General features: G+C 55.5%; 21 protein-coding genes. 12 read left to right on the top strand and 9 right to left on the bottom strand.

The features are described 5' to 3' along the window. The first annotated feature begins 2 nt into the window (after nucleotides 1-2). From lptB to yjgA, 7 genes are all read left to right on the top strand, one after another. Nucleotides 3-728 (top strand): LPS export ABC transporter ATP-binding protein, encoded by a 726-nt coding sequence (lptB, locus tag SD69_RS06095; protein WP_041522505.1) that lies wholly within the window; start codon nucleotides 3-5, stop codon nucleotides 726-728. A 142-nt stretch (nucleotides 729-870) separates the two neighbouring features. Further along, a complete protein-coding gene (locus SD69_RS06090) occupies nucleotides 871-2,400 on the top strand; it encodes an RNA polymerase factor sigma-54 (RefSeq protein ID WP_041522504.1) in 1,530 nt (509 codons plus the stop codon). 124 nt (nucleotides 2,401-2,524) lie between these two features. Further along, nucleotides 2,525-2,815, top strand: a complete 291-nt coding sequence (hpf, locus tag SD69_RS06085; protein ID WP_041522503.1) for a ribosome hibernation-promoting factor, HPF/YfiA family — start codon at nucleotides 2,525-2,527, stop codon at nucleotides 2,813-2,815. A 13-nt stretch (nucleotides 2,816-2,828) separates the two neighbouring features. Continuing rightward, nucleotides 2,829-3,284 (top strand): PTS IIA-like nitrogen regulatory protein PtsN, encoded by a 456-nt coding sequence (gene ptsN / locus SD69_RS06080; RefSeq protein WP_041522502.1) that lies wholly within the window; start codon nucleotides 2,829-2,831, stop codon nucleotides 3,282-3,284. Between the two features lie 12 nt (nucleotides 3,285-3,296). Then, the gene (gene rapZ, locus SD69_RS06075) at nucleotides 3,297-4,175 is read left to right on the top strand and encodes an RNase adapter RapZ (RefSeq protein WP_041522501.1); all 879 of its coding nucleotides are present in this window, start codon (nucleotides 3,297-3,299) and stop codon (nucleotides 4,173-4,175) included. Next, nucleotides 4,176-4,448, top strand: a complete 273-nt coding sequence (locus SD69_RS06070; protein ID WP_041522500.1) for an HPr family phosphocarrier protein — start codon at nucleotides 4,176-4,178, stop codon at nucleotides 4,446-4,448. It begins immediately after the preceding gene. Nucleotides 4,449-4,521: 73 nt separating this feature from the next. After that, nucleotides 4,522-5,043 carry a ribosome biogenesis factor YjgA gene (gene yjgA, locus SD69_RS06065; RefSeq protein WP_041522499.1) on the top strand — a complete coding sequence of 174 codons (522 nt, stop codon included), beginning with the start codon at nucleotides 4,522-4,524 and terminating at the stop codon, nucleotides 5,041-5,043. Nucleotides 5,044-5,082: 39 nt separating this feature from the next. On the opposite strand, the gene SD69_RS06060 is transcribed toward yjgA, so the two are convergent. The 6 genes from SD69_RS06060 to SD69_RS06035 form a co-directional block, all read right to left on the bottom strand. Next, complete coding sequence (locus tag SD69_RS06060; protein WP_041522498.1) at nucleotides 5,083-9,093, bottom strand: YhdP family protein; 4,011 nt, start codon at nucleotides 9,091-9,093, stop codon at nucleotides 5,083-5,085. 52 nt (nucleotides 9,094-9,145) lie between these two features. Continuing rightward, nucleotides 9,146-10,615 (bottom strand): ribonuclease G, encoded by a 1,470-nt coding sequence (rng, locus tag SD69_RS06055; protein ID WP_041524496.1) that lies wholly within the window; start codon nucleotides 10,613-10,615, stop codon nucleotides 9,146-9,148. A 57-nt stretch (nucleotides 10,616-10,672) separates the two neighbouring features. After that, entirely contained in the window at nucleotides 10,673-11,278 is a 606-nt protein-coding gene (locus tag SD69_RS06050) for a Maf family protein (RefSeq protein WP_041522497.1), read from the bottom strand. A 16-nt stretch (nucleotides 11,279-11,294) separates the two neighbouring features. Beyond that, nucleotides 11,295-11,792, bottom strand: coding sequence for a rod shape-determining protein MreD (gene mreD, locus SD69_RS06045; RefSeq protein ID WP_041522496.1), 498 nt, complete (start codon nucleotides 11,790-11,792; stop codon nucleotides 11,295-11,297). A 6-nt stretch (nucleotides 11,793-11,798) separates the two neighbouring features. Next, on the bottom strand, nucleotides 11,799-12,620 hold the full coding sequence (gene mreC / locus SD69_RS06040; protein WP_232301157.1) for a rod shape-determining protein MreC: 822 nt from the start codon (nucleotides 12,618-12,620) through the stop codon (nucleotides 11,799-11,801). 97 nt (nucleotides 12,621-12,717) lie between these two features. Beyond that, the gene (locus SD69_RS06035; protein ID WP_041522495.1) at nucleotides 12,718-13,752 is read right to left on the bottom strand and encodes a rod shape-determining protein; all 1,035 of its coding nucleotides are present in this window, start codon (nucleotides 13,750-13,752) and stop codon (nucleotides 12,718-12,720) included. 438 nt (nucleotides 13,753-14,190) lie between these two features. On the opposite strand from SD69_RS06035, the gene gatC reads away from it, so the two are divergent. From gatC to cysZ, 5 genes are all read left to right on the top strand, one after another. Continuing rightward, entirely contained in the window at nucleotides 14,191-14,478 is a 288-nt protein-coding gene (gene gatC, locus SD69_RS06030) for an Asp-tRNA(Asn)/Glu-tRNA(Gln) amidotransferase subunit GatC (RefSeq protein WP_041522494.1), read from the top strand. 81 nt (nucleotides 14,479-14,559) lie between these two features. Next, entirely contained in the window at nucleotides 14,560-16,014 is a 1,455-nt protein-coding gene (gatA, locus tag SD69_RS06025) for an Asp-tRNA(Asn)/Glu-tRNA(Gln) amidotransferase subunit GatA (RefSeq protein WP_041522493.1), read from the top strand. Between the two features lie 12 nt (nucleotides 16,015-16,026). Further along, nucleotides 16,027-17,475, top strand: a complete 1,449-nt coding sequence (gene gatB / locus SD69_RS06020) for an Asp-tRNA(Asn)/Glu-tRNA(Gln) amidotransferase subunit GatB (RefSeq protein ID WP_041522492.1) — start codon at nucleotides 16,027-16,029, stop codon at nucleotides 17,473-17,475. Continuing rightward, nucleotides 17,472-17,768, top strand: a complete 297-nt coding sequence (locus SD69_RS06015) for a PA4642 family protein (protein WP_041522491.1) — start codon at nucleotides 17,472-17,474, stop codon at nucleotides 17,766-17,768. The genes gatB and SD69_RS06015 overlap by 4 nt, the downstream gene beginning before the upstream one ends. A gap of 14 nt (nucleotides 17,769-17,782) precedes the next feature. After that, nucleotides 17,783-18,529: a sulfate transporter CysZ gene (gene cysZ, locus SD69_RS06010; RefSeq protein ID WP_041522490.1), complete on the top strand. Its 747-nt coding sequence runs from the start codon at nucleotides 17,783-17,785 to the stop codon at nucleotides 18,527-18,529. A 462-nt stretch (nucleotides 18,530-18,991) separates the two neighbouring features. On the opposite strand, the gene SD69_RS06005 is transcribed toward cysZ, so the two are convergent. Genes SD69_RS06005 through ampD form a run of 3 tightly spaced genes read right to left on the bottom strand, consistent with a single transcriptional unit; the run spans nucleotide 18,992 to nucleotide 20,979 of the window. Then, nucleotides 18,992-19,474: a YajQ family cyclic di-GMP-binding protein gene (locus SD69_RS06005; RefSeq protein ID WP_041522489.1), complete on the bottom strand. Its 483-nt coding sequence runs from the start codon at nucleotides 19,472-19,474 to the stop codon at nucleotides 18,992-18,994. An 11-nt stretch (nucleotides 19,475-19,485) separates the two neighbouring features. Beyond that, complete coding sequence (ampE, locus tag SD69_RS06000; protein ID WP_041522488.1) at nucleotides 19,486-20,394, bottom strand: regulatory signaling modulator protein AmpE; 909 nt, start codon at nucleotides 20,392-20,394, stop codon at nucleotides 19,486-19,488. Nucleotides 20,395-20,406: 12 nt separating this feature from the next. After that, nucleotides 20,407-20,979, bottom strand: coding sequence for a 1,6-anhydro-N-acetylmuramyl-L-alanine amidase AmpD (gene ampD / locus SD69_RS05995; RefSeq protein ID WP_041522487.1), 573 nt, complete (start codon nucleotides 20,977-20,979; stop codon nucleotides 20,407-20,409). Between the last annotated feature and the right edge of the window lie 53 nt (nucleotides 20,980-21,032).

Genomic DNA, 21,032 nt, shown 5'->3' with positions numbered 1-21,032 from the left:
TTATGGCAACTCTTACTGCACAAAACCTCGCCAAAAGTTATAAACGCCGTCAGGTTGTCGCCGATGTCTCTATGTCGGTCAGCAGCGGTGAAATCGTTGGCTTGCTCGGCCCTAATGGCGCCGGTAAAACCACCTGCTTTTACATGATTGCCGGGCTCGTCAAAGCCGACAACGGCCGGGTAACGCTCGACGGGCTCGACCTTACGCATTTGCCGATTCACGGCCGGGCACGGGCGGGTATAGGCTACCTACCGCAAGAGGCGTCGGTGTTTCGCAAACTGTCCGTGGCAAACAACATTCTTGCCATCTTAGAAACCCGCAGCGACCTCAACAAAAAGCAGCGTAACGAACAACTAGAGCAACTACTGCACGAATTTCACATTACCCACATTCGCGACAACCTGGGCATGTCGCTGTCTGGTGGCGAACGCCGCCGGGTCGAGATCGCCCGGGCCCTGGCCACTAATCCCGCCTTTATTTTGCTGGATGAGCCTTTTGCCGGGGTCGACCCTATCTCGGTAAGCGATATCCAGCACATCGTGCGCCACCTTAAAGATCGCGGTATCGGCATCCTTATTACCGACCACAACGTCCGGGAAACCCTGGGCATCTGCGAAAAAGCCTACATCGTCAGCGAGGGCAGCATCATCGCCGAAGGCAGCTCCGAGCAGATTCTGGCCAACCAAAAAGTGCGTAAAGTCTATCTTGGCGACAACTTCATGCTGTAACGACGCCCTGGCGCCGTCGCCCTTGACATTTTTTATTTTTTGCCCATCAGGCACAAAGATTGCTTAACACCCTTGCTTGGGTCAGTGTTGATGACTAAACTCCACGGTTACCACACATAATCTGAGTGCCATTGCTAATACTATGAAGCAGTCCCTACAGCTAAAGTTGGGTCAACAGCTCACCATGACGCCGCAGTTGCAGCAGGCCATCCGCCTACTACAACTTTCGACGCTGGATCTGCAACAAGAGATTCAAGAGGCGCTGGACTCCAACCCCATGCTCGAAGTCGAGGAGAACCTCGATGACACCAACGGTAGCGACCAAAAGGAAAGTGACACCGACGGCAAAGAAGAACGCCGCGACAACAGCCAGGACGAGCTGAGCAACGCCGATGCACCGAGCAACAATGCCGCTTCCGAGGCAGACGAATCCACGGCCGATGGCGAGTGGAACGAATCCATCCCACAGGACTTACCGGTTGATACCAGCTGGGATGACGTTTACGAGAGCTCTGCCTCCACCCTGCCCTCCAGCAACTATGAAGGCGATGACAACGACTTTGAAAGCCGCCGCGGCAATACGGAGTCGCTGTACGACCATCTGATGTGGCAGCTCAACCTAACGCCAATGTCCGAGCGGGACGAGATCATCGCCCTTGCCATCATAGACTCGGTAGAACCCTCCGGCCTGCTCAGCAGTACCATAGAGGACATCTACGAGGGCTTAACCGCCAACTGGGATGACCTGGAGCTCGACGAAGTGCAGGCGGTTCAGCACCGCTTACAGCAGTTTGACCCGTGCGGCACCTGCAGCATCGACTTAGTCGACTGCCTACTGGTACAGCTGGCACAGTTTGACAAAAACACACCGTATCTCGAGGCCGCGCAGCTTATCGTGCGCCAGTATCTGCCCCTGCTTGGCAGCCGTGATTATCGCCAACTCATGCGCAAAACCCGGCTTAAAGAGCCCGAGCTGGCCCAGGCCGTCGCACTAATTAAAACCCTAAACCCGCATCCTGGCGACAGCATCAGCACCAGCGAAACCGAATATGTGGTTCCCGATGTCTTTGTCGATAAAAAAGAGGGCCGCTGGACGGTCGAGCTAAACCCGGATATTGCGCCTAAGCTGCGCATTAACTCGGGCTACGCTTCCATGGTTAAGCGCGCCGATTCAAGCCGCGACAACACCTTTTTAAAAGACAACCTGCAGGAAGCCCGCTGGTTTTTAAAGAGCCTGCAAAGCCGCAATGAGACGCTGCTAAAAGTCGCCACCTGCATCGTTGAAAAACAACGCGGCTTTCTGGAGTATGGCGCCGAGGCCATGAAGCCTCTGGTACTGCACGATATTGCCGAGCTGGTCGAGATGCACGAGTCGACCATCTCCCGGGTGACAACCCAAAAGTATATGCACACCCCGCAAGGCATATTCGAGCTCAAGTACTTTTTCTCCAGCCACGTTAGTACCGACTCCGGCGGCGAGTGCTCATCCACCGCAATTCGGGCTATTATTAAAAAGCTAGTGGCGGCCGAGAACCCCAAAAAACCCTTAAGTGATAGTAAAATTACCGAAATGCTATCGGAGCAAGGGATTCGGGTTGCGCGCCGCACCATTGCCAAGTATCGCGAGTCTCTCAATATTCCGCCTTCCAACGAGCGCAAAGGGCTCGGTTAAGGCGAGGCCCATGTGACAGAACTGGCAATCCTTGCTATGTTGAAGTTCTGCCACAAGCTAGACCTTCGCGCCCGTCACAGGCGCGGGGGCCGCCTATTTAGGTAAGCCAGACGAGGAGTAGTGTATGCAAGTAACGATCAGCGGCCATCATGTAGATGTAACTGAAGCGATTCATAATTACATCGAATCTAAACTGGAACGGCTCACCCATCACAGCGACCTAATTACCAGCATCAACGTGACGGTATCCGTAGAAAAGCTGACGCAAAAAGCCGAAGCTAAGATACATGTAAACGGCAAAGATTTATTTGCCGACGCCGAATCCGAAGACCTCTACGCCGCGATCGATGCCATGACCGACAAGCTCGACCGACAACTTATAAAACACAAAGAAAAACTTCGCAGCCACCGTTAGTGACTCAATAACTATGCAAATTGCACAGATCTTATCGCCGGAACGCACATTAAGCCGCATCGAGGGCGTCAGCAAAAAGCGCGCCCTGGAGATACTCGCCAACACCATCGCCGAGAGCATCCCCGGCATGGACGCGGACGACATCTTCCGCCGCTTAATTGCCCGGGAAAAACTCGGTTCCACCGGGATCGGCCACGGCATAGCCATTCCCCACAGCCGGTTGCCAGGCTGCGATGCCACCATCGCGGCGCTTATCACCCTAAAAGACCCTATCGACTTTGATGCGATTGACGGCGACCCGGTAGACGTACTGTTTGCCATGCTCGTCCCGGATCAAGCCAATGACGAGCATTTACACACACTGGCAGCCCTCGCCGGCGCGCTTAACGAGAGCGACTACCGCCAGTCGCTGCGCGATGCAGACTCAGCAGCGGCGCTGTACGCCGCTGCCATTGCTCACGACAACTAATCGGTAAGCCGTATGCACTTAGTCATCGTCAGTGGATTATCCGGCTCGGGCAAAAGTACGGCGCTTAACGCGCTGGAAGACTCGGGCTATAACTGCATCGACAACCTGCCGGTAAGCTTATTACCCACGTTGATCGATCAGATCCAGCTGCACAAAGACGCGGCCAACCAGAGCTTTGCCATCGGCATCGATATTCGCGATGCCTGGCAGGATCTCGCCATGTTCCCCAGCGCCATCGAGCCTTTACGTGCAGCGCGCCTGCCGTTTACGGTAATCTTTCTCGACGCAGGGGCCGAAAAAATTATTCAGCGCTTTAGTGAAACGCGCCGTAAGCACCCGCTCAGTGATAAGCACACCAACCTCACAGAAGCCATTCAAACCGAACACCAACTACTGCTGCCTATGCGCGATAGCGCAGACTTAGTCGTCGACACCAGCGCACTTAACGTGCACCAATTGCGCGACCTGGTTAAAGAGCGCGTCGCCGAGCCCAACGCCGTCGGTATGGCCGTACTGTTTGAATCGTTTGGCTTTAAACACGGCCCCCCAAACAATGCCGACCTGGTGTTTGATGCCCGCTGCTTACCCAACCCCCACTGGGACCCTAACTTGCGAGCACAAACCGGGCTCGAACAGGATGTGATGACGTTTTTGGATGAGCAGCCTTTGGTGCAGGATATGCTGGAGGATATTAAAAATTATTTAACGCGCTGGTGGCCCCACTACCAAGCCAATAACCGCAGCTATATCACCATTGCCATAGGCTGTACCGGCGGCCAACACCGCTCGGTTTACCTGTGCCAAAAGTTGCAGGCTCACTTTGCCCAGGAGCTGGACAATGTTCAGGTCAGGCACCGCGAGCTTGGCCACGCAACAAAAGAGAGCCATTAAATGCCTGAGAAATTTGTGACGATCGTCAATCGCAAAGGGCTACACGCCCGCTCCGCCGCAAAGCTGGTAGCACTGGCCAAAGAGTACCCCTGTCAGGTCGAGCTGATCGTGGCCGATAAATCTGCCGACGGAGCCAGTATGATGGCTCTGATGATGCTGGCCGCCGGTATTGACACTGAGGTTTGTGTTCGCGCCAATGGCCCTCGCGAGGACGAGGCGCTCGAGGCCATCTGCACACTTATAGAGGCGGGCTTTGACGAGCAGGAAGAATAATCCTGTGCACTGCGCCTCGTCCGACAAGCTGTTATAATCCCGCGCCCACCCAATACGAGCCAGCCGTAACACCATGACAACCGATTTTGAATCTGACACCGAAGAGTTTTACGACGGCCCCAGCAAATCTCAGCGCAAGCGAGATATGCATGCGCTGCAGGCACTCGGGCAAGAACTCACAGAATTAAGCGCAGCGCACTTGGCCGCGCTGGAACTACCGGATGAATTGCGTGAAGCGGTAATCGAGATGGGGCGCATCCGCCAACGCGAGGCGAGACGCCGTCAGTTACAGCGGATTGGTCGGCTCATGCAGTTAGTCGACAGCGAGCAGCTTACGACGCAATTGAGCGCCATAAAATCTCAGGGGGCCTTAAGCGTACAGCGGCAACACCTGATCGAGCGTTGGCGCGATGAACTTTTAACCGGCGGTAACGACGCGCTCAATCGTTTTATTAGCGAGTACCCCGAGGTGGACATCCAACACTTGCGTCAGCTCATTCGTCAGGCGAGCAAATCGCAACCACAAGAAAAGGCCTCCGGGCAATCGCGCAAACTGTTTCGCTGTATCCGCGACACGCTCGCGCAACACGAATAATCCCCGAGCCGCAACCACAGCCAATTAAAACTTATATTGTTACTCCACCTCCGACGCCCGGTCGAACGCCGTCACCGGGTTGTCCCAGCCTCCGCTAATACGATAGGTCAAACTGGTCACTTTGTTCATCTGCTCTTCAAATAACTTACTGATGACAAACACCCCCGCAGCTGCGGGCAAACCGGCGGCAAGCGCGGCAATCACGGTCAAATTACCCCCCATGGGCAAGGTGGCCACCAAACGCGTATCAAGCGTCTGATCCAACAGGTTAACAGTGCCGGTAAGCTGCATTCGGCTCGAGGGCGAGCGCAATAGTACCGGCTCGACGACCGCCATCTGCCCCGACTCAAAACGCACCGACCCGGTAATGGCATCAAAGGTTAAACCGCTTTTGTATAAATCCGAGAAGTCTAACCGCAGGCGACGTGCCAGCGAATCGAAGTTAAATAACCCCATCAAACGCAGCAACCCCTCGCCCGCGATCGCCGAGTCGCGAACAAAGCGCCCGGAACCAATATCTACCGCCACATCGCCTTCAAGCTTAGCCAACTCGAACGCTGCCGGGCCACCGGGCCAGCTCAGCGCCAATTGATATTCAGCCGACTCGCTTTCTATGCTTTGCGGGGCTTGCCATTGATCCATAACATCGGCCATATCGTGGGCCGATACCGCAACCTCCAACTCGGTTACCTCTGGGGCAAGTTGCCAGCGCAACGTCCCGCCACCGCCTTCGCGGCCCTTAACCGATAAACCACGCACCTCGCCCTCAAGGTCCGTAAGCACCAAGGTATTGCTAAACGGCTCCAGGTTAAATTGCCAGCGGCCATAATGCGCCTCGCCCAACTGCAATTGCTCTATCGTCACCTCTGCCCGGCGCAACCGCTGCAACGTTTCAGGGGTCAGGGTTACAGCGGAGTCCGGGCTTAGCTCCGCAGCACTTGCCTCAGGCTCACTTTTTGCCACCGGGGGCAACTGCAGCTGTGTGATTGCCAGTACCGCCGGGGCCTGCGAATCCAGTGGCCAGTTTAATTCACCCGTTAAGCGATCGCTGGTAACGACAAAGTCCCAGGCATCCGGTAGCTGACGCAGCTGCAAGCGCAACGCTTTTAGGTCAAGAGCGCCAAGTGACTGCTCGGCGATACGCAGGTCAGCCGCCAGCGGCACATTCAGGGAAGACAGCGGTGTTCGCTCATCGGCGAGGTTCGCAGTAACCGCCCCGGAGGCTCCCGGCATCTCACGCTGATACGTCTCCAGTCGCGCTAACACCTCCTGCCAGGCGCTCACATCAATCGTATCGATTTGCCCGCTCACATGTAGTGCCGGCTGCGGCAACAATTCTGGCTCGCCACCTAAAGCAATGGCGCCACCAAGCAGGCTTTGCGCCTCGGGGTCGATGTGTAAGGTCGCCCGCAGCTCGTCCAGATAATGCACATCGGCCAGCGCCGTCTGCTTACCTAAAATATAATTCACCACTAATTCGCCGGCTACACCTGTCGCCTTATTCAGTGGCCGAGGTAGGCTGACGCTAGTGTGGGTCAAGTCGGCGGTCACCCCCACAGCGGCAATCAGTTCATCTTCCGCTGCTGCGCCATCGGCTAAAAACTCATTCGGCTCAGCGGCGTCCGCACCGGCTCGCGAACGATGATCCAACGCAACGTGCACATCAAAAGGCACCTGCCCCTCGGCAAACAACAGTGCCGGCTGCGAGCGCCACTCGGCCAGCTGTTTCACACTTGCCTCCGCGGCCACATCAATCACGGTACGCGTTTGCGGCCCCTCATACTCAGTGTCAAGCGTAATCGTAGCATCACGACCAAACAGCTGGCCCTGCAGGTTCTCGGAGCTAAGCCCGTCGTCGCTGTTATAAAAAATTCGCCCGCTAAAATCAGCCAGCTCCAGGTCGTAGTTATCCAGTGCAAAACTTGAGGCATCGATGTCGATTTGTACATCGTGATAACTACCGGCGGCGCCAGCGCTTAACGGAATCGCCAAGTCAACCGCCGCGATTAAATCGCCGTGCAGATACCAAGTATCCATATTGTCGCCGACGTAATCGCGCAACACGCTCTGGCGTAAAATACGTAAACCGTCGCTGGCAATGCCATCTAACCGACCATTGACACCCAAGACTTTGCCATCATCAACCGGATTATCGCGCAGTGTAATAGTCGCGTTTTGCACATCGCTGTTGTATATCTGGCCGCGCTTAAGCGAAGTGTAAAGGTCGGCGTTATCCAGCAGCAGCCGTCCCTGTAAATTGCGCGCAGCCGGCCAATCCGGGTGGTAATTAAAATAGCCCTTATCGATATCAAGCTTGAGCGAAACACTGTGATCGGCGGGGGCGCGACTATTGATAGCACCGCGATAAATAAAAGCGGCCTGCTCGGCGACGCCCGGGTTGCTATCACCGATACCGCGAGTTAGGTACTCGGTTACATCCTCGGGCACCACCGCCGGTAAATATTTTTTATACTGCCCCGCAGCCATCTGCTGCGCGGCAACATATACCGTTAAATCAATTGGCCCGCTATTGCGCTGCCAGGGTATCTCCAAATGAAAATATCCCTGTGCTTGCTCGGCGCCGTCAGTGACATCGAGCGGGCCGCTATTGACAAAAATGCGGTTATCCTCCGGCCTTAAGTGCCACGCTACCCGGCCGCGAGCCGAATCAAACATTAACGCTCGCTCATACACCCCCGGAAACGCCATACTAAAACCATCGCGCGAATCGAGCTGTACGTAGCCACCCTTAACGCCGGCCGTTACAAAGCCGGAGACACGTTCAAAGGCGGGCACCTGATTCCAGCTACCAACGCTTACCGTATCGAGCGCTGCCGAGAGCGTCCAGTCGGCCCATGAGCCGGGAACAGCCGTTAACTCTAAAGCCTCCAGCTTACCTCGGGCGTCTAAACTATCGACCAACTTGGTCAGAGCCGGATACGGTGTTAACAGTTGCCCGCGCTGCAATACTCGCGTTACTTTTGCCAAATCTAACCGAGAGGCCCGGGCGCTCACGGGCTCTGCTGGCCCTGCCCTGCCGGCGACAAAATCAAATTCCAGGTGGGTATCGTCATCGAGCACCCAAAGCGATTGCTGTAGCGCCACATGCCAGCGATCCAGGCTGGCAAACTGCCCGCTAACGTCGGCCCGCACACGGGTTAGCGAGGTAGGCGTGTCGGGCAGCCCAGCCGTCACATCGGCCAGCTCAACATCCCCCACTACGCTGACACTGGCATTGGCCGCTTTGCGACCAAACCATAAGCTCGCACTAATACTGCCAGCGGGCGACAGTTGTTCGGGTGCCAGCCCCGCTTTTTTGAGTGCAGCGGCAATAACGTTATTAGCGGGAAAGTTTCGTAGCTGCAGGTAAGCATCAGCGCTAAAGCGCTTGTCTCTCGGGTCGCCGCGCCCCTCCATTAAAAAGAACAAAGCACCGGCTTGTTCGGCAACATCCAGCTGCAACAACAGGCGGTGAAAGTCGCCACTGTTTTCTAGCAGTAGTGAGGGCGACTCGAGGCGAACTTGCTCGCCGCTGGTAAAATAAAAATCGAGGTGGGTTTCTTTAAAGGCGATACGTCGGGAGGCCAATAAAATATCGAGTATTTTGTCGTGCAGATTACCGCTTGGGCGCACACCGTCATTGCTAACCCCTTGCAGGCGCCAGTGGCCTTGGTCGTCTTGGCGCAGCGCCATCGCCCCACCGGCTAACTCGACGTTTCCCCACACCGGGCGCCAGGCGAGTACCGAGCCAATAATATCCAGGCGTAAACGCGCCCGATCCATTGCCAGTAAACGCTCACCGGTCGCGGTATCTACCTCGAGGCCGGTAACCTCCAACACTGGCTGCAAGCCACTCCAGTCAGCGCTTACCTGCGCCAGTTTTACCTGCCCCTGGGTTTGCTCAGACAGCAGTGCTTCCAGCTCTTGTCGGTAATCGGCCACCAAGTAAGAAAAGCTGCGGCCGGCCTGAATCAAAACAGCCAAGGCAATCACCAGCACCGCCAAAATCAGGCAAAGTTTACGCAGCAGGTAACCCAGCGCCCGAAGCATCCGTTAAACCTCGCCCCACACCAAAAATCGCAATCCGTTGCCTACAGCGCGCTCACACCAAGACAATGTCGTACTGCTCCTGTGTAAACAAAGGCTCAACCTGAAACTCAATGGTGCGGCCAATAAACGCTTCGAGGTCGGCCACATAGGCGGCATCTTCGTCGAGCAGACGGTCGACCACAACCGAGGCGGCCAACACCAAAAACTTCTCGTTATCGTAGGCACGCGCCTCGCGCAAAATCTCACGAAACACCTCGTAGCACACGGTCTCGGCTGACTTTACCTTACCGCGCCCCTGGCACACCGGACAGCTCTCACATAGTAACTGCCCCAGAGACTCGCGGGTGCGTTTGCGGGTCATCTCGACTAAACCGAGCTCCGACACACCGGTAATATTCGTTTTGGCGTGATCGCGATCGAGTGCTTTTTCTAAGGTACGCAGCACTTGCCGCTGGTGCTCGGGGTCTTGCATATCGATAAAATCCAATACGATAATGCCACCAATGTTGCGCACCCGAAGCTGGCGGGCAATCGCACCGGCCGCCTCCATATTGGTTTTAAAAATCGTCTCTTCCAGGTTGCGCCGCCCAACAAAAGCGCCGGTATTGACGTCCACCGTGGTCATCGCCTCGGTTTGCTCAACAATCAAGTATCCGTTTGACTTAAGCGGCACCCGCGGGTCCAGTGCCCGGGCAATTTCATCCTCAACGCCGTATAAATCGAGCAATGGTCGCTCGCCTTGATAACACTCAATGATGTTAATCAATTGCGGGCAATACTCATTGGCAAACTCACGCATTTGTGACCAGCTTTGGCGAGAGTCAACGCGAATTTTCTCGATGGGCAAGCGCGCTAAATCCCGCAGCGAACGCAAGGTCAACGGCATATCTTCATAAATCACCGCCGGCGCCTTGATGGCCCCCAGGCGGTCAGTTAAATCTTGCCAGAGCTTTTGCAGAAAGGGGATATCCCCGACCACCGAGTCGGCGGCGATGCCCTCAGCCACAGTGCGCACAATAAACCCGCCACTGATATTTTGTTCGCGCACACTGGCCTCAACCGCGTCGCGCAAGCGCTTGCGCTCGGCGTCGTCGTCAATGCGTATCGACACTCCAATGTGCGGACTATTGGGCATATAAACAAGATAACGTGAAGACAGTGTGATGTGCGTGGTAAGGCGGGCGCCTTTAGTACTGATAGGATCTTTACTGACTTGCACCAGAAGCGTCTGCCCCTCGCGCACCAGAGTGCGGATGTCGGGCAGCTCTGATGGGCGCGGCTCACCTTCGGCGTGCTCGGGCACCAGCTCTTGGGCGTGGATAAAACCGGTACGCTCCAGGCCAATGTCGACGAACGCGGCCTGCATGCCCGGTAAGACTCTAACCACTTTGCCCTTGTAGATATTTCCGACAAAGCCGCGACCGTGACTGCGCTCGACGTGTAACTCTTGCAGTACGCCGTTATCGACCAGCGCCACCCGAGTCTCCACCGGAGATACATTGATCAGAATTTCTTCACTCACTGTGCGCATCCCACCCGTGTCATCCGCCAGTACTCACTCGCAAAAAGCGCGGTGCACTCACTCCCGGACAAGCCAAAAGGGTACATTGTACTTGGTCAACAGGGGTGCTGTCGTCTCTAGCGGCAAACCCACCACATTAGAGTAGCTACCGCGAATTTCGCGCACAAACACCGCCCCCAACCCCTGAATGCCATAACCGCCGGCTTTATCGGCGGGCTCGCCGGTATGCCAGTATTGGGCGATTTCTGTGTCGCTCAGCTCGCGAAACCACACCTCGGTGCGTACCAATGAGACATCTGTATCTGTGCCGTTGGTTAAAGCAACGGCCGTCATCACCGTGTGACTGCGACCGGACATCGCCCGCAACAATTGGGCGGCGTGTACCTGGCTCTTAGGTTTCTCCAGTAACTGGCCATCGAGCACGCCGAGAGTATCGGCCCCGAGCACCACGTGATTACCACTAGCTGACTCCAGGGCACGCCAGCCCGCCTCGGCTTTGCTGCCGGCCAGGCGAGTAACGTAATCCTCAGGGGACTCCTGAGGCGCGGGCACCTCGGGCACATCGATGACCACCCGGGTAAAATCTACGCCAATTTGACGCAACAGCTCGGCGCGCCTTGGCGAGCCGGACGCGAGAAACAATTGAGGGGAGGCAAGGCTCATAGTGATATTCGCTCAGCTACACCTGGCGGGCGATGCGGTAATGACGCCGCAGCCGGTCAAACACCATCGCCAGCAGTGGCCAGCAGCAGGCGCTGGCAACCGCCGGCAGCAAAAACTCAAAGCCGTCCATTTGCCGCCCGTGAAGCGCCTGTACCCAATAGGCTAACAGTTGAGCACTTGCCACTAGCAGCAGCACCCAGAGCGACTCCTGCCAGCGAGCAAAGTGACGCACGCGGCGATAACTGCGCAGGCACAAATACCCCACCATTATTAGCATCAGCGGATGCTGCCCCAGCGGGGCGCCCACCGTCACATCCTGCAATAAGCCCAGTAGCAGCAACAGCGCCATACTGCTGCTTTGGGGTAGAATATAAACCCAGTAAATCACCACCAGCAGCGTAAATTGCGGCCGAAAAATCCGATACTCCAGTGCCAGCGGATAAACATCCAGCAGCATCGCCACAAACACAGTTAGCACGACTAAAATATAAACGGATGCGCGATCGGGCAGCATAGTGCGCTAATCAACCTGAGGAGCTTCAAACACCAGCAACACGTTGCGTGTGCGGTCCATTTGAGCCATAGGCCGTGCGGTGATTTGCGCAAAAGGCTGGCCGGGGTCTCGCTCAATGTGCTCTACCACGGCAACCGGATAGCCCGCCGGAAAACGTTGGCCCAAGCCCGAACTGACCAACAAGTCTCCTACCCGAATATCCGTGGTGTTCGACACATGGCGCAGCGTCAGGCTATCCAGGGAGCCGGTGCCTTCAGCAATGGTACGTATACCGTTGCGATTAACCTGCACCGGCAGGGCGTGGGAGGGGTCAGTAAGCAACAACACCCGCGCACTGTCGGGCCCCACCTCAATGACTTGCCCCATCAGACCTTTTGCGTCCAGCACCGGCTGCCCCACCGAAACGCCATCGTCGCTACCGCGGTTAAGCACCAGAGTATGACTGAGCGGGTTAGGGGATACACCGATTAACTCGGCCACTAAAACATCGTCTTCGAGGATTTCGGTGGCATTAAGCAACTGTCGCAGGCGGACATTTTCGGCGGCCAGGGCGGCCATTTGCTGTAGTTTGCGCTGATGAATTAACAGCTCGGAGGCAAGCCGCTCTTTCTCTTGCACCAACTCGCCGCGCGAGACGAAGGTTTCATCGCTCCAGTCACTGATACGGCGGGGTACATCGGTAATTTGATAAAACGGCTTGGCCAACGTGCTGAGCTCACGTCGCACCGGGTCGAGCCAGTCGGTGTAGAGGCTAATCAACACCAACGCCAGAGCAATCAGGCCAAAAAAGGCAAAGCGAAAGCTGACAGCAGGGCCTTTAGTGAACAAAGTTTTAATGGTGGCATCTCCTGGCGCAACGCACTCGTCGATAGGCGCGGCTCAAAGGGTGGCCCCTAAATGCCGCGCGAGCAATATCCGGGCGGAACTACGAAGACAATAGATCGATATTGCGTTTGTCGTTCATCTCCATGGCCATACCGCCACCCCGGGCGACACAAGTCAAAGGGTCTTCGGCGACCACAAAAGGCAGGCCAGTTTCATTGGCCAGTAAACGATCAATATCACGCAGCAAAGCGCCGCCACCGGTTAACACCACACCGCTCTCGGCAATATCCGAAGCGAGCTCCGGGGGCGACTGCTCCAAAGCACTTTTAACCGATTGCACGATACCCGCCAGCGGCTCTTGCAGCGCCTCTAAAATCTCATCGCTATTAAGGGTAAAGCTGCGGGGCACCCCTTCGGCCAGATTGCGACCGCGTACATCAATCTCGCGCACTTCACTGCTGGCGTACGCACAGCCAATTTCCTGCTTAATACGCTCGGCGGTAGCATCGCCAATAATGCTGCCGTAGTGACGGCGCACGTAGTTCACAATGGCCTCATCAAAGCGATCGCCACCAATACGTACTGAGTCGGAGTACACCACGCCGTTAAGTGAGATCACGGCAATCTCGGTCGTACCCCCACCGATGTCTACCACCATCGAGCCGTTGGCCTCAGACACTTTTAAACCGGCACCAATAGCGGCCGCCATGGGCTCTTCGATCAGGCGAACTTCCAGCGCGCCGGCGCCTAAGGCCGACTCGCGAATGGCCCGCTTCTCAACTTCAGTCGACAAACAAGGCACGCTAATCAATACCCGGGGGCTTGGGGCAAACCAGCTATTCTCATGAACTTTGCGAATAAAATGCTGCAGCATTTTCTCGGTTACCTGAAAGTCGGCAATCACACCGTCTTTTAGGGGGCGAATGGCCGTGATATTGCCGGGCGTACGACCCAACATACGCTTGGCCTCCATGCCTACTGCTTCGACAATTTTTTGCCCGTTGTGATGACGAATCGCCACAACCGAGGGTTCGTCGAGTACTATGCCGCGTCCGCGCACGTAAATCAGCGTGTTAGCTGTGCCTAGATCGATAGAGAGGTCATTGGAGAACGCGCCGCGAAGATATTTAAACATGAGTGTTGATGGCCTTAAGATACTGGTCTTGCTCAACTCGCCCCAACGCAGGCGAGCCGGGCTCTATTTGTTGTTACGGACTAACGCAAACGGCGGCGTAAACGCCCAAGCGCCCGCCGAAAACAGTTAACGAGTCCCAAAAATGCTGTGCTTAATAGCCCTATCGGCGTATTAACGTAACCTTTTGACCATAGCGCCGGCCACTAGGGTAAGAGCCACTAACCACAGACCCCTTGGGGATGCTGGCACTCTATCAACGGCGGGGATTTAGGGCAAGGCACAAATGTGATAACTTTACCGCCTTTTGAGGTAATCTCGCTATTTTTTAGCGAATGATGGCCGCAATGGGCCATTTACCCGTAAAATTAGCCTTATTAACGATGAGTACGCCTGCGCCGACAGCTTTTAATGCGTTGGCGCCCTAGACGGAGCACGCCCATGGCAGTAAACAAAAGCGACATCGAAAAGCTGGCCGAATTGTCGCGCATCGATATCTCGGATGAAGCCGCCGCCAACGTGGCGCAAAGCATCTCTGAGGTACTCGCACTGGTCGATCAACTGCAAGCGGTTGATACCAGCGGCGTTAGCCCTATGGCTCACCCACTGGACGCCGTGCAGCGCCTGCGCCGCGATGAAGTGACCGAGCCCAACCAACGCGAAACCCTACAGGCCATGGCGCCGGCTACCGAAGATGGCCTTTATTTGGTACCACGGGTCATAGAATAACCGCACCTTTGTGACACCGCCCTAACCCATGTGCGAGCCTGCTCGCGCCACCGGTAAGTTATTCCAAAGGATACTAAATCCATGCACACCAAAACCATTGCCCAGCTCGGCAAAGCGCTGCGCAGTAAAGAGATAACCAGTGTCGAGCTCACCCAGCACTACCTGGATCGGATTGCCGAGCTCGATTCGCGCTACAACAGCTTCATTACCGTGACTCCAGAGATTGCTCTGGCGCAAGCTAAAGCGGCCGACGAGCGCTTAGCCAACGGCGACACATCGCCACTGTGCGGCATCCCCATCGCCCACAAAGACATTTTTTGCACTCAGGGCGTACGCACCAGCTGCGCCTCTAAAATGCTGGACAACTTTATTGCCCCGTACGATGCCACCATCGTCGAAAACTATCAGCGCGCCGGCGCGGTGATGCTGGGCAAAACCAACATGGACGAATTCGCCATGGGCTCCTCTAACGAAACCAGCTACTATGGCCCAGTTAAAAACCCCTGGAACACCAACTGCGTACCAGGTGGCTCTTCAGGTGGCTCTGCGGCGGCCGTTGCCGCGCTACTGGCGCCTGCCGCCACCGCGAGCGACACCGGGGGCTCGATTCGCCAGCCCGCTGCGCTGTGCGGCCTTACTGGTATAAAACCCACCTACGGTCGCGTATCGCGCTGGGGCATGATTGCCTTTGCCTCAAGCCTCGATCAGGCCGGCACCCTCACCCGCACCGCCGAAGACGCAGCCTTAATGCTAAACACCATGGCCAGCTTCGACGCCAAAGATTCAACTTGTGTCGACCAGCCGCTGGAAGACTACACAACCACCCTCGGCGATTCCCTGGCCGGGCTAACCATCGGCATCCCCGAGGAGTACTTTGGCGAGGGCCTGCACCCGGACACCGCCAAAGCCGTGCAAGCCGCCATTAAAACCTACGAATCACTGGGCGCTAAAACGCGCTCAATCAGTCTGCCGCACACCGACCTCGCGGTACCGGCTTACTACGTGATCGCGCCGGCCGAATGCTCGGCCAACCTGTCGCGCTTTGACGGCGTGCGTTACGGCCACCGCTGTGACGAGCCAAAAGACCTGGCTGATTTATACAAACGCTCGCGCAGCGAAGGCTTTGGTGACGAAGTTAAACGCCGTATTCTGGTGGGCACCTACGCCCTGTCGGCCGGCTACTACGACGCTTACTACAACAAAGCGCAGCAAGTGCGCCGCTTGATCAAACAAGACTTTGTCGACGCCTTTAAAGACGTCGACGTCATCCTGGGGCCCACCTCGCCCTCCCCGGCGTTTGAGTTTGGCGCTAAAACCCAGGATCCGGTTGCAATGTACCTCGAAGACATCTACACCATCGCCACCAACCTGGCCGGTCTGCCCGGGCTATCAATCCCCTGCGGAATGGTCGATGACAAACCCGTTGGCCTACAGCTAATCGGCAATTATTTTGCCGAGGGCAAACTCCTGAATGTCGCGCACCAATTTCAGCTCGCGACCGATTTTCACCAGCAGCTGGCACCGGCAACCGCCTAAGAGGACGACACGATGGAATGGGAAATTGTTATCGGGCTTGAGATTCACGTCCAGCTCGCCACTCAGTCAAAAATATTCTCCGGCGCCAGTACCGCTTTTGGTGCCGACGCCAACACCCAGGCCTGCGCGATCGATCTGGCCATGCCCGGCACCTTGCCGGTAGCCAACGAAGAGGCCTTCCGTTACGCGGTTATGTTTGGCCTGGCGATGAACTCCGAAATCGGCCAGCGCTCGGTCTTTGAGCGCAAAAACTACTTTTACCCCGACTTACCCAAAGGCTACCAAACCACACAGCTAGAAGAGCCCATCGTCGGCCCCGGGGTCATCGACATCGAACTGGCCAACGGCGAGACCCGCTCGGTACGGTTGCACCACGCCCACCTCGAAGAAGATGCGGGTAAATCTCTGCACGAAGACTACCAAGGCATGAGCGGTATCGACCTCAACCGTGCCGGCACACCGCTGATTGAGATCGTCTCAGAGCCCGACATGCGCTCGGCCGAAGAGGCCGTGGCCTACCTGAAAAAAATTCACTCGATCATTACCTACCTCGGCATATCCGATGGCGAGATGTCCCAGGGCTCAATGCGCTGCGACGCCAACGTTTCCGTGCGCTTAAAAGGTGAAGAAAAACTCGGCAACCGCTGCGAAATTAAAAACATCAACTCGTTTAAGTTCGTCGAAAAAGCCATTAATGTCGAGGCCGAACGGCAAATCGAAATCATCGAAGATGGCGGCAGCATTGCTCAGGAAACCCGCCTGTACGACGCCGACAAAAACGAAACCCGCTCGATGCGCAGTAAAGAAGTGGCCAACGACTACCGTTACTTCCCCTGCCCCGACTTACTGCCAGTGATGCTAGACGACGATTACATCGCCGCCATCAAAAGCACCCTACCCGAGCTGCCCGACGCCAAGCGCGACCGGTTTGTCAGCGAGTACGAGCTATCGGCTTACGACGCCGGTGTATTAACCACCGATCGCGCCACCGCCGACTTTTTTGAAACCACGGCACGCGAATCCGGCGAGCCTAAACTGGCAGCCAACTGGGTAATGGTCGATTTGGCAGGCTACTTAAACAAAACCGATACCGCCCTAAAAGATTGCCCCTTTAATGCCGAGCAACTGGCCGGGCTCATCCGTCGCATTAAGGACGGCACTATCTCGGGTAAAATTGCCAAACAAGTGTTTGAGGGTATGTGCAACGCCGAGGGCAATGCCGATACCATTATCGAAGCTCGCGGCCTGAAACAGGTTAGCGACACCGGTGCACTCGAGAAAATGGTGGATGAGGTGATCGCCAACAATCAGGCGCAAGTGCAAAACTACGTGAATGCCGACGAAGCCAAGCGCCCCAAAATGCTCGGCTTTTTTGTCGGCCAGATCATGAAAGCCAGTAAAGGCCAGGCCAACCCGCAAGCGGTTAATGAAATCTTACTGAAAAAGTTGAACGAGCAATGACACTGAAAAAAGACAAACAAAAAGTACTGGGCGAAGTTTTTGACAACGAACGCATCAAAAGCTTTTTACAATACCCTGCACCCGAAGGCGTCAGTCGCGACTTCCACTTACTGGAGAAAGCCTACCGAGGCATGCGCGAAGAAAACTTCGCCACCTTTTTAACGTTTTTTCAAGAGGCCGGTTACGACCTTAATGCCACAGGCACTGACGGAAAAACCTTTTTACAGACTATCAAAACCCATCGCATTGCCGATGATTACATTGTTGCTCTAGAGCAGGCCGGAGCCAAATAACGGTACGCCATCGCATGAAAGGCAACCCAGCCCATGCTGTTGATTATTTAACCCGAGGAGCGGGGCTTCTCGTCTCCCCCGGGTTAAAACGATTTATCATCGTGCCCCTGCTGGCTAACATCGTGGTATTTACACTAGCCACCGTCGCACTCATCCACCTATTTAGCGATTTTTTAACGTTTTTAATGGGTTGGCTACCCGGCTGGCTAGAGTTTCTGGCGTGGCTACTGTGGGCTATTTTCGCCTGTGTCATTTTATTTGTGTACGGCTACAGCTTTAACGTCATCACCAACTTAATTGCCGCCCCCTTTTACGGCATTCTGGCCGAAAAAATCGAGCAAAAACTCACCGGCGTAACACCGCCCGAAGAAACCTGGGCGCAACTAATCCCCCGCACCCTTGGTCGCGAGCTGGTTAAGCTTTGGTATTTTATTACACGCGGGTTATTGGTCTTATTACTCGTGTTAGTCAGTTGGTTTATACCTGGATTAAATCTTGTGGTTCTCGTGGTGGGGGCGCTCTGGTCAGCTTGGTGTATGGCCGTGCAATATATCGACTACCCCGCCGACAATCACCAAACTCCCTTCGACCGCATGCGCTACCTGTTAGGCCAAGCGCCACTCACCAGCTACCCATTTGGCGGTATGGTAATGCTCGCCAGCATGATACCCATTGTTAACATATTCGCCATGCCCATCGCCGTTGCCGGAGCCACCGTGTACTGGGTCGAATCACTCCGGCACCAAAACCTCGCTCAATAACACCGCTCTGAACTAATAGAATATTTCTACGTGATAATGAGTAAGTTGCTTACCTATAGGTGATCAACTAACCCCAAAGACACTGGGTTCCCATTTTCATGGGAACGACGGTCGAGGAGTGGGGGCAGCGTGAAGCCCAACACCATATCCGCCACAACGTCATCCCGGGCGCAGCGAAGCGGAGACCCGGGATCCAGTGTCCCCGGGGGGGGGGCTACCGAGTGAGACAAACCAAAGACACTGGGTTCCCATTTTCATGGGAACGACGATCGAGGAGAGGGGGCGGCGTGAAGCCCAACACCATATCCGCCACAACGTCATCCCGGGCGAAGCGGAGACCCGGGATCCAGCGTCCCGGGGGGCTACGGCGTAAGATAAACCAAAGACACTGGGCTCCCATTTTCATGGGAACGACGACGGCGATGGAGTGAAGGAGCTGCACATCACTCACCCCCACCAACATCAATCGCGAAAGTTAGTAAACTGCAGCGGCAACTCAATATCCGAGCTTTTTAAAAACGCGATTACACCCTGCAAATCGTCACGCTTTTTACCGGTCACCCGCAGTTGATCGCCCTGGATTTGCGCCTGTACTTTTAGCTTTTGTTCTTTAATCATTTTAACGATTTTCTTCGCCAGCTCAGTCTCGACACCGGTGCGCACCACCACATCTTGTATCGTTGTTTTACCGCTAGCCCGTGCAGGCTTTACCTCCAAACAGGCGATATCGATTTTATTTTTAAGCAGTGCACTTTGTAACATATCGAGCATCTGCTGCAGCTGAAACTCGGCTTCCGCCTTCATGGTAACCACGTAGTCTTTTAGCTCAAAATCAGCCTCAACGCCTTTAAAATCATAGCGCGTTACAATAACCCGCCTTACCTGATCAACCGCATTGGTTAAATCGTGTTTTTCTACCTCAGAAACCACATCAAACGAAGGCATACTATCTCCTGTTAAAGCATTAAAGTGACGACCGCTACGGCAAACACCCACAGCAAAAGCGCACGCGAAAACATACTTGCCGCCGACTCAACCAAATGTAATGAATAGCTAGGCTCGATTCGCGCCGCCGGCTGAAAACGCCGCGCATCGCCACTTTTAGACCAGTCGCTCTCCTCACCCATTGCGCCCACTAACACCGACACCAAAAACACCGGCGTTAGTGTCCGCGACGACAACCACAAATGGCGCCAGCGCACCATGCAGCACTCAAAGTGCCCCACCAGCGCCCAGCTTAGCCCCAGTAAGCGCGCCGCAGGCCACTCGATAATCATCAAAACACGCCCCACCTGGCCAGCGCGGGAGTCGTTGACGTCCAGCAAATGCCCCCACAGCAACACCGCTAAACGGTACGCCAAAGCCCCGGGGGCACCGGCCACCATAAACCAAAAAATAACCGCAAACATTCGCTCGAAGCCGCGATAGGTAAATACCCGCAGCGCCTCACGATTGAGCGCGGTCCAGTCATCGCTATTGCGGCTGCCGCGCAAATCCGGGTCCAGGTTCATCGTGTCGAGCACACTCGCCGCTTTAACCGAGTCACCCGCGTGGGCCGACTCAGTGTAGGTGTGCAGCGCGCCGGCATAATCCCCGCGCCCCAAGCTATACAGCAGCACCGGTATATTGATTAACAGCAGCCAAAACTCGGAGGTGCACAGCGCAATATAAACAACCAGCGCCGCCAGCAGCACGACCGGCACCGCTACCGCGAGCACACACAACCATGGGCCGCGCCCCAATCGCGCGTTAGCGTGCGGCAACCTCTGCCAGCCATTAAAAAACCATTGATCGCGATGCAGGGGTTTACCCGAGCCCCACCACTGCACCAGTAACAACACAATCACTAAACTTATAAAAGTCACGGCCGCTCCGCCTTAACGCACTGTTATGTGTGAATAGTATTTATCCCAATCAAACGCCTCGCCCGGGTCTGTTTTACGCCCGGGCGCAATATCACAATGACCGGTAATTCGCTCTGGTGTTATCGCTGGAAAATACGCCAACAAAGCATCCGTTAAACACCCTAACGCCCCATACTGTGCATCGGTGTAGGGCTCAGTGTCTGTACCCTCTAGCTCCACCCCTATACTGTAGTCGTTGCACTCAGTAACGCCGGCAAAACACGAGCGGCCCGCGTGCCAGGCACGATCGAGCAGCGAGACAAACTGCACCAGCTCGCCGCTACGGTTTATAAGCACGTGGGATGACACCTGCAAATGGGCAATAGAGGCAAAATAGGGGTGGGCATCAAAGTCGAGCTGGTTGGTAAAAAACTGCTCAATATAGCCGTTGCCAAACTCACCGGGAGGGAGGCTGATATTATGAACCACAAGCAGGCTGACTTCAGCGCCCGCGGGCCGGGCCCCAAAATTGGGTGAGCAAATGTGCCGCGCCGGGTTAATCCAGCCGGAATCATCAATATGAATGTGCTGTGGAGTGTTTAACAACGGTACAACTCTGATGGCCCTTAAGTTGCCCCAGTATAATCAATGCGCCAGAC

Source organism: Gilvimarinus agarilyticus (assembly GCF_000832015.1).
GTDB lineage: Bacteria > Pseudomonadota > Gammaproteobacteria > Pseudomonadales > Cellvibrionaceae > Gilvimarinus > Gilvimarinus agarilyticus.
Note: the sequence above shows the minus strand (reverse complement) of the source record. Positions and strands in the feature narration are given on the sequence as shown.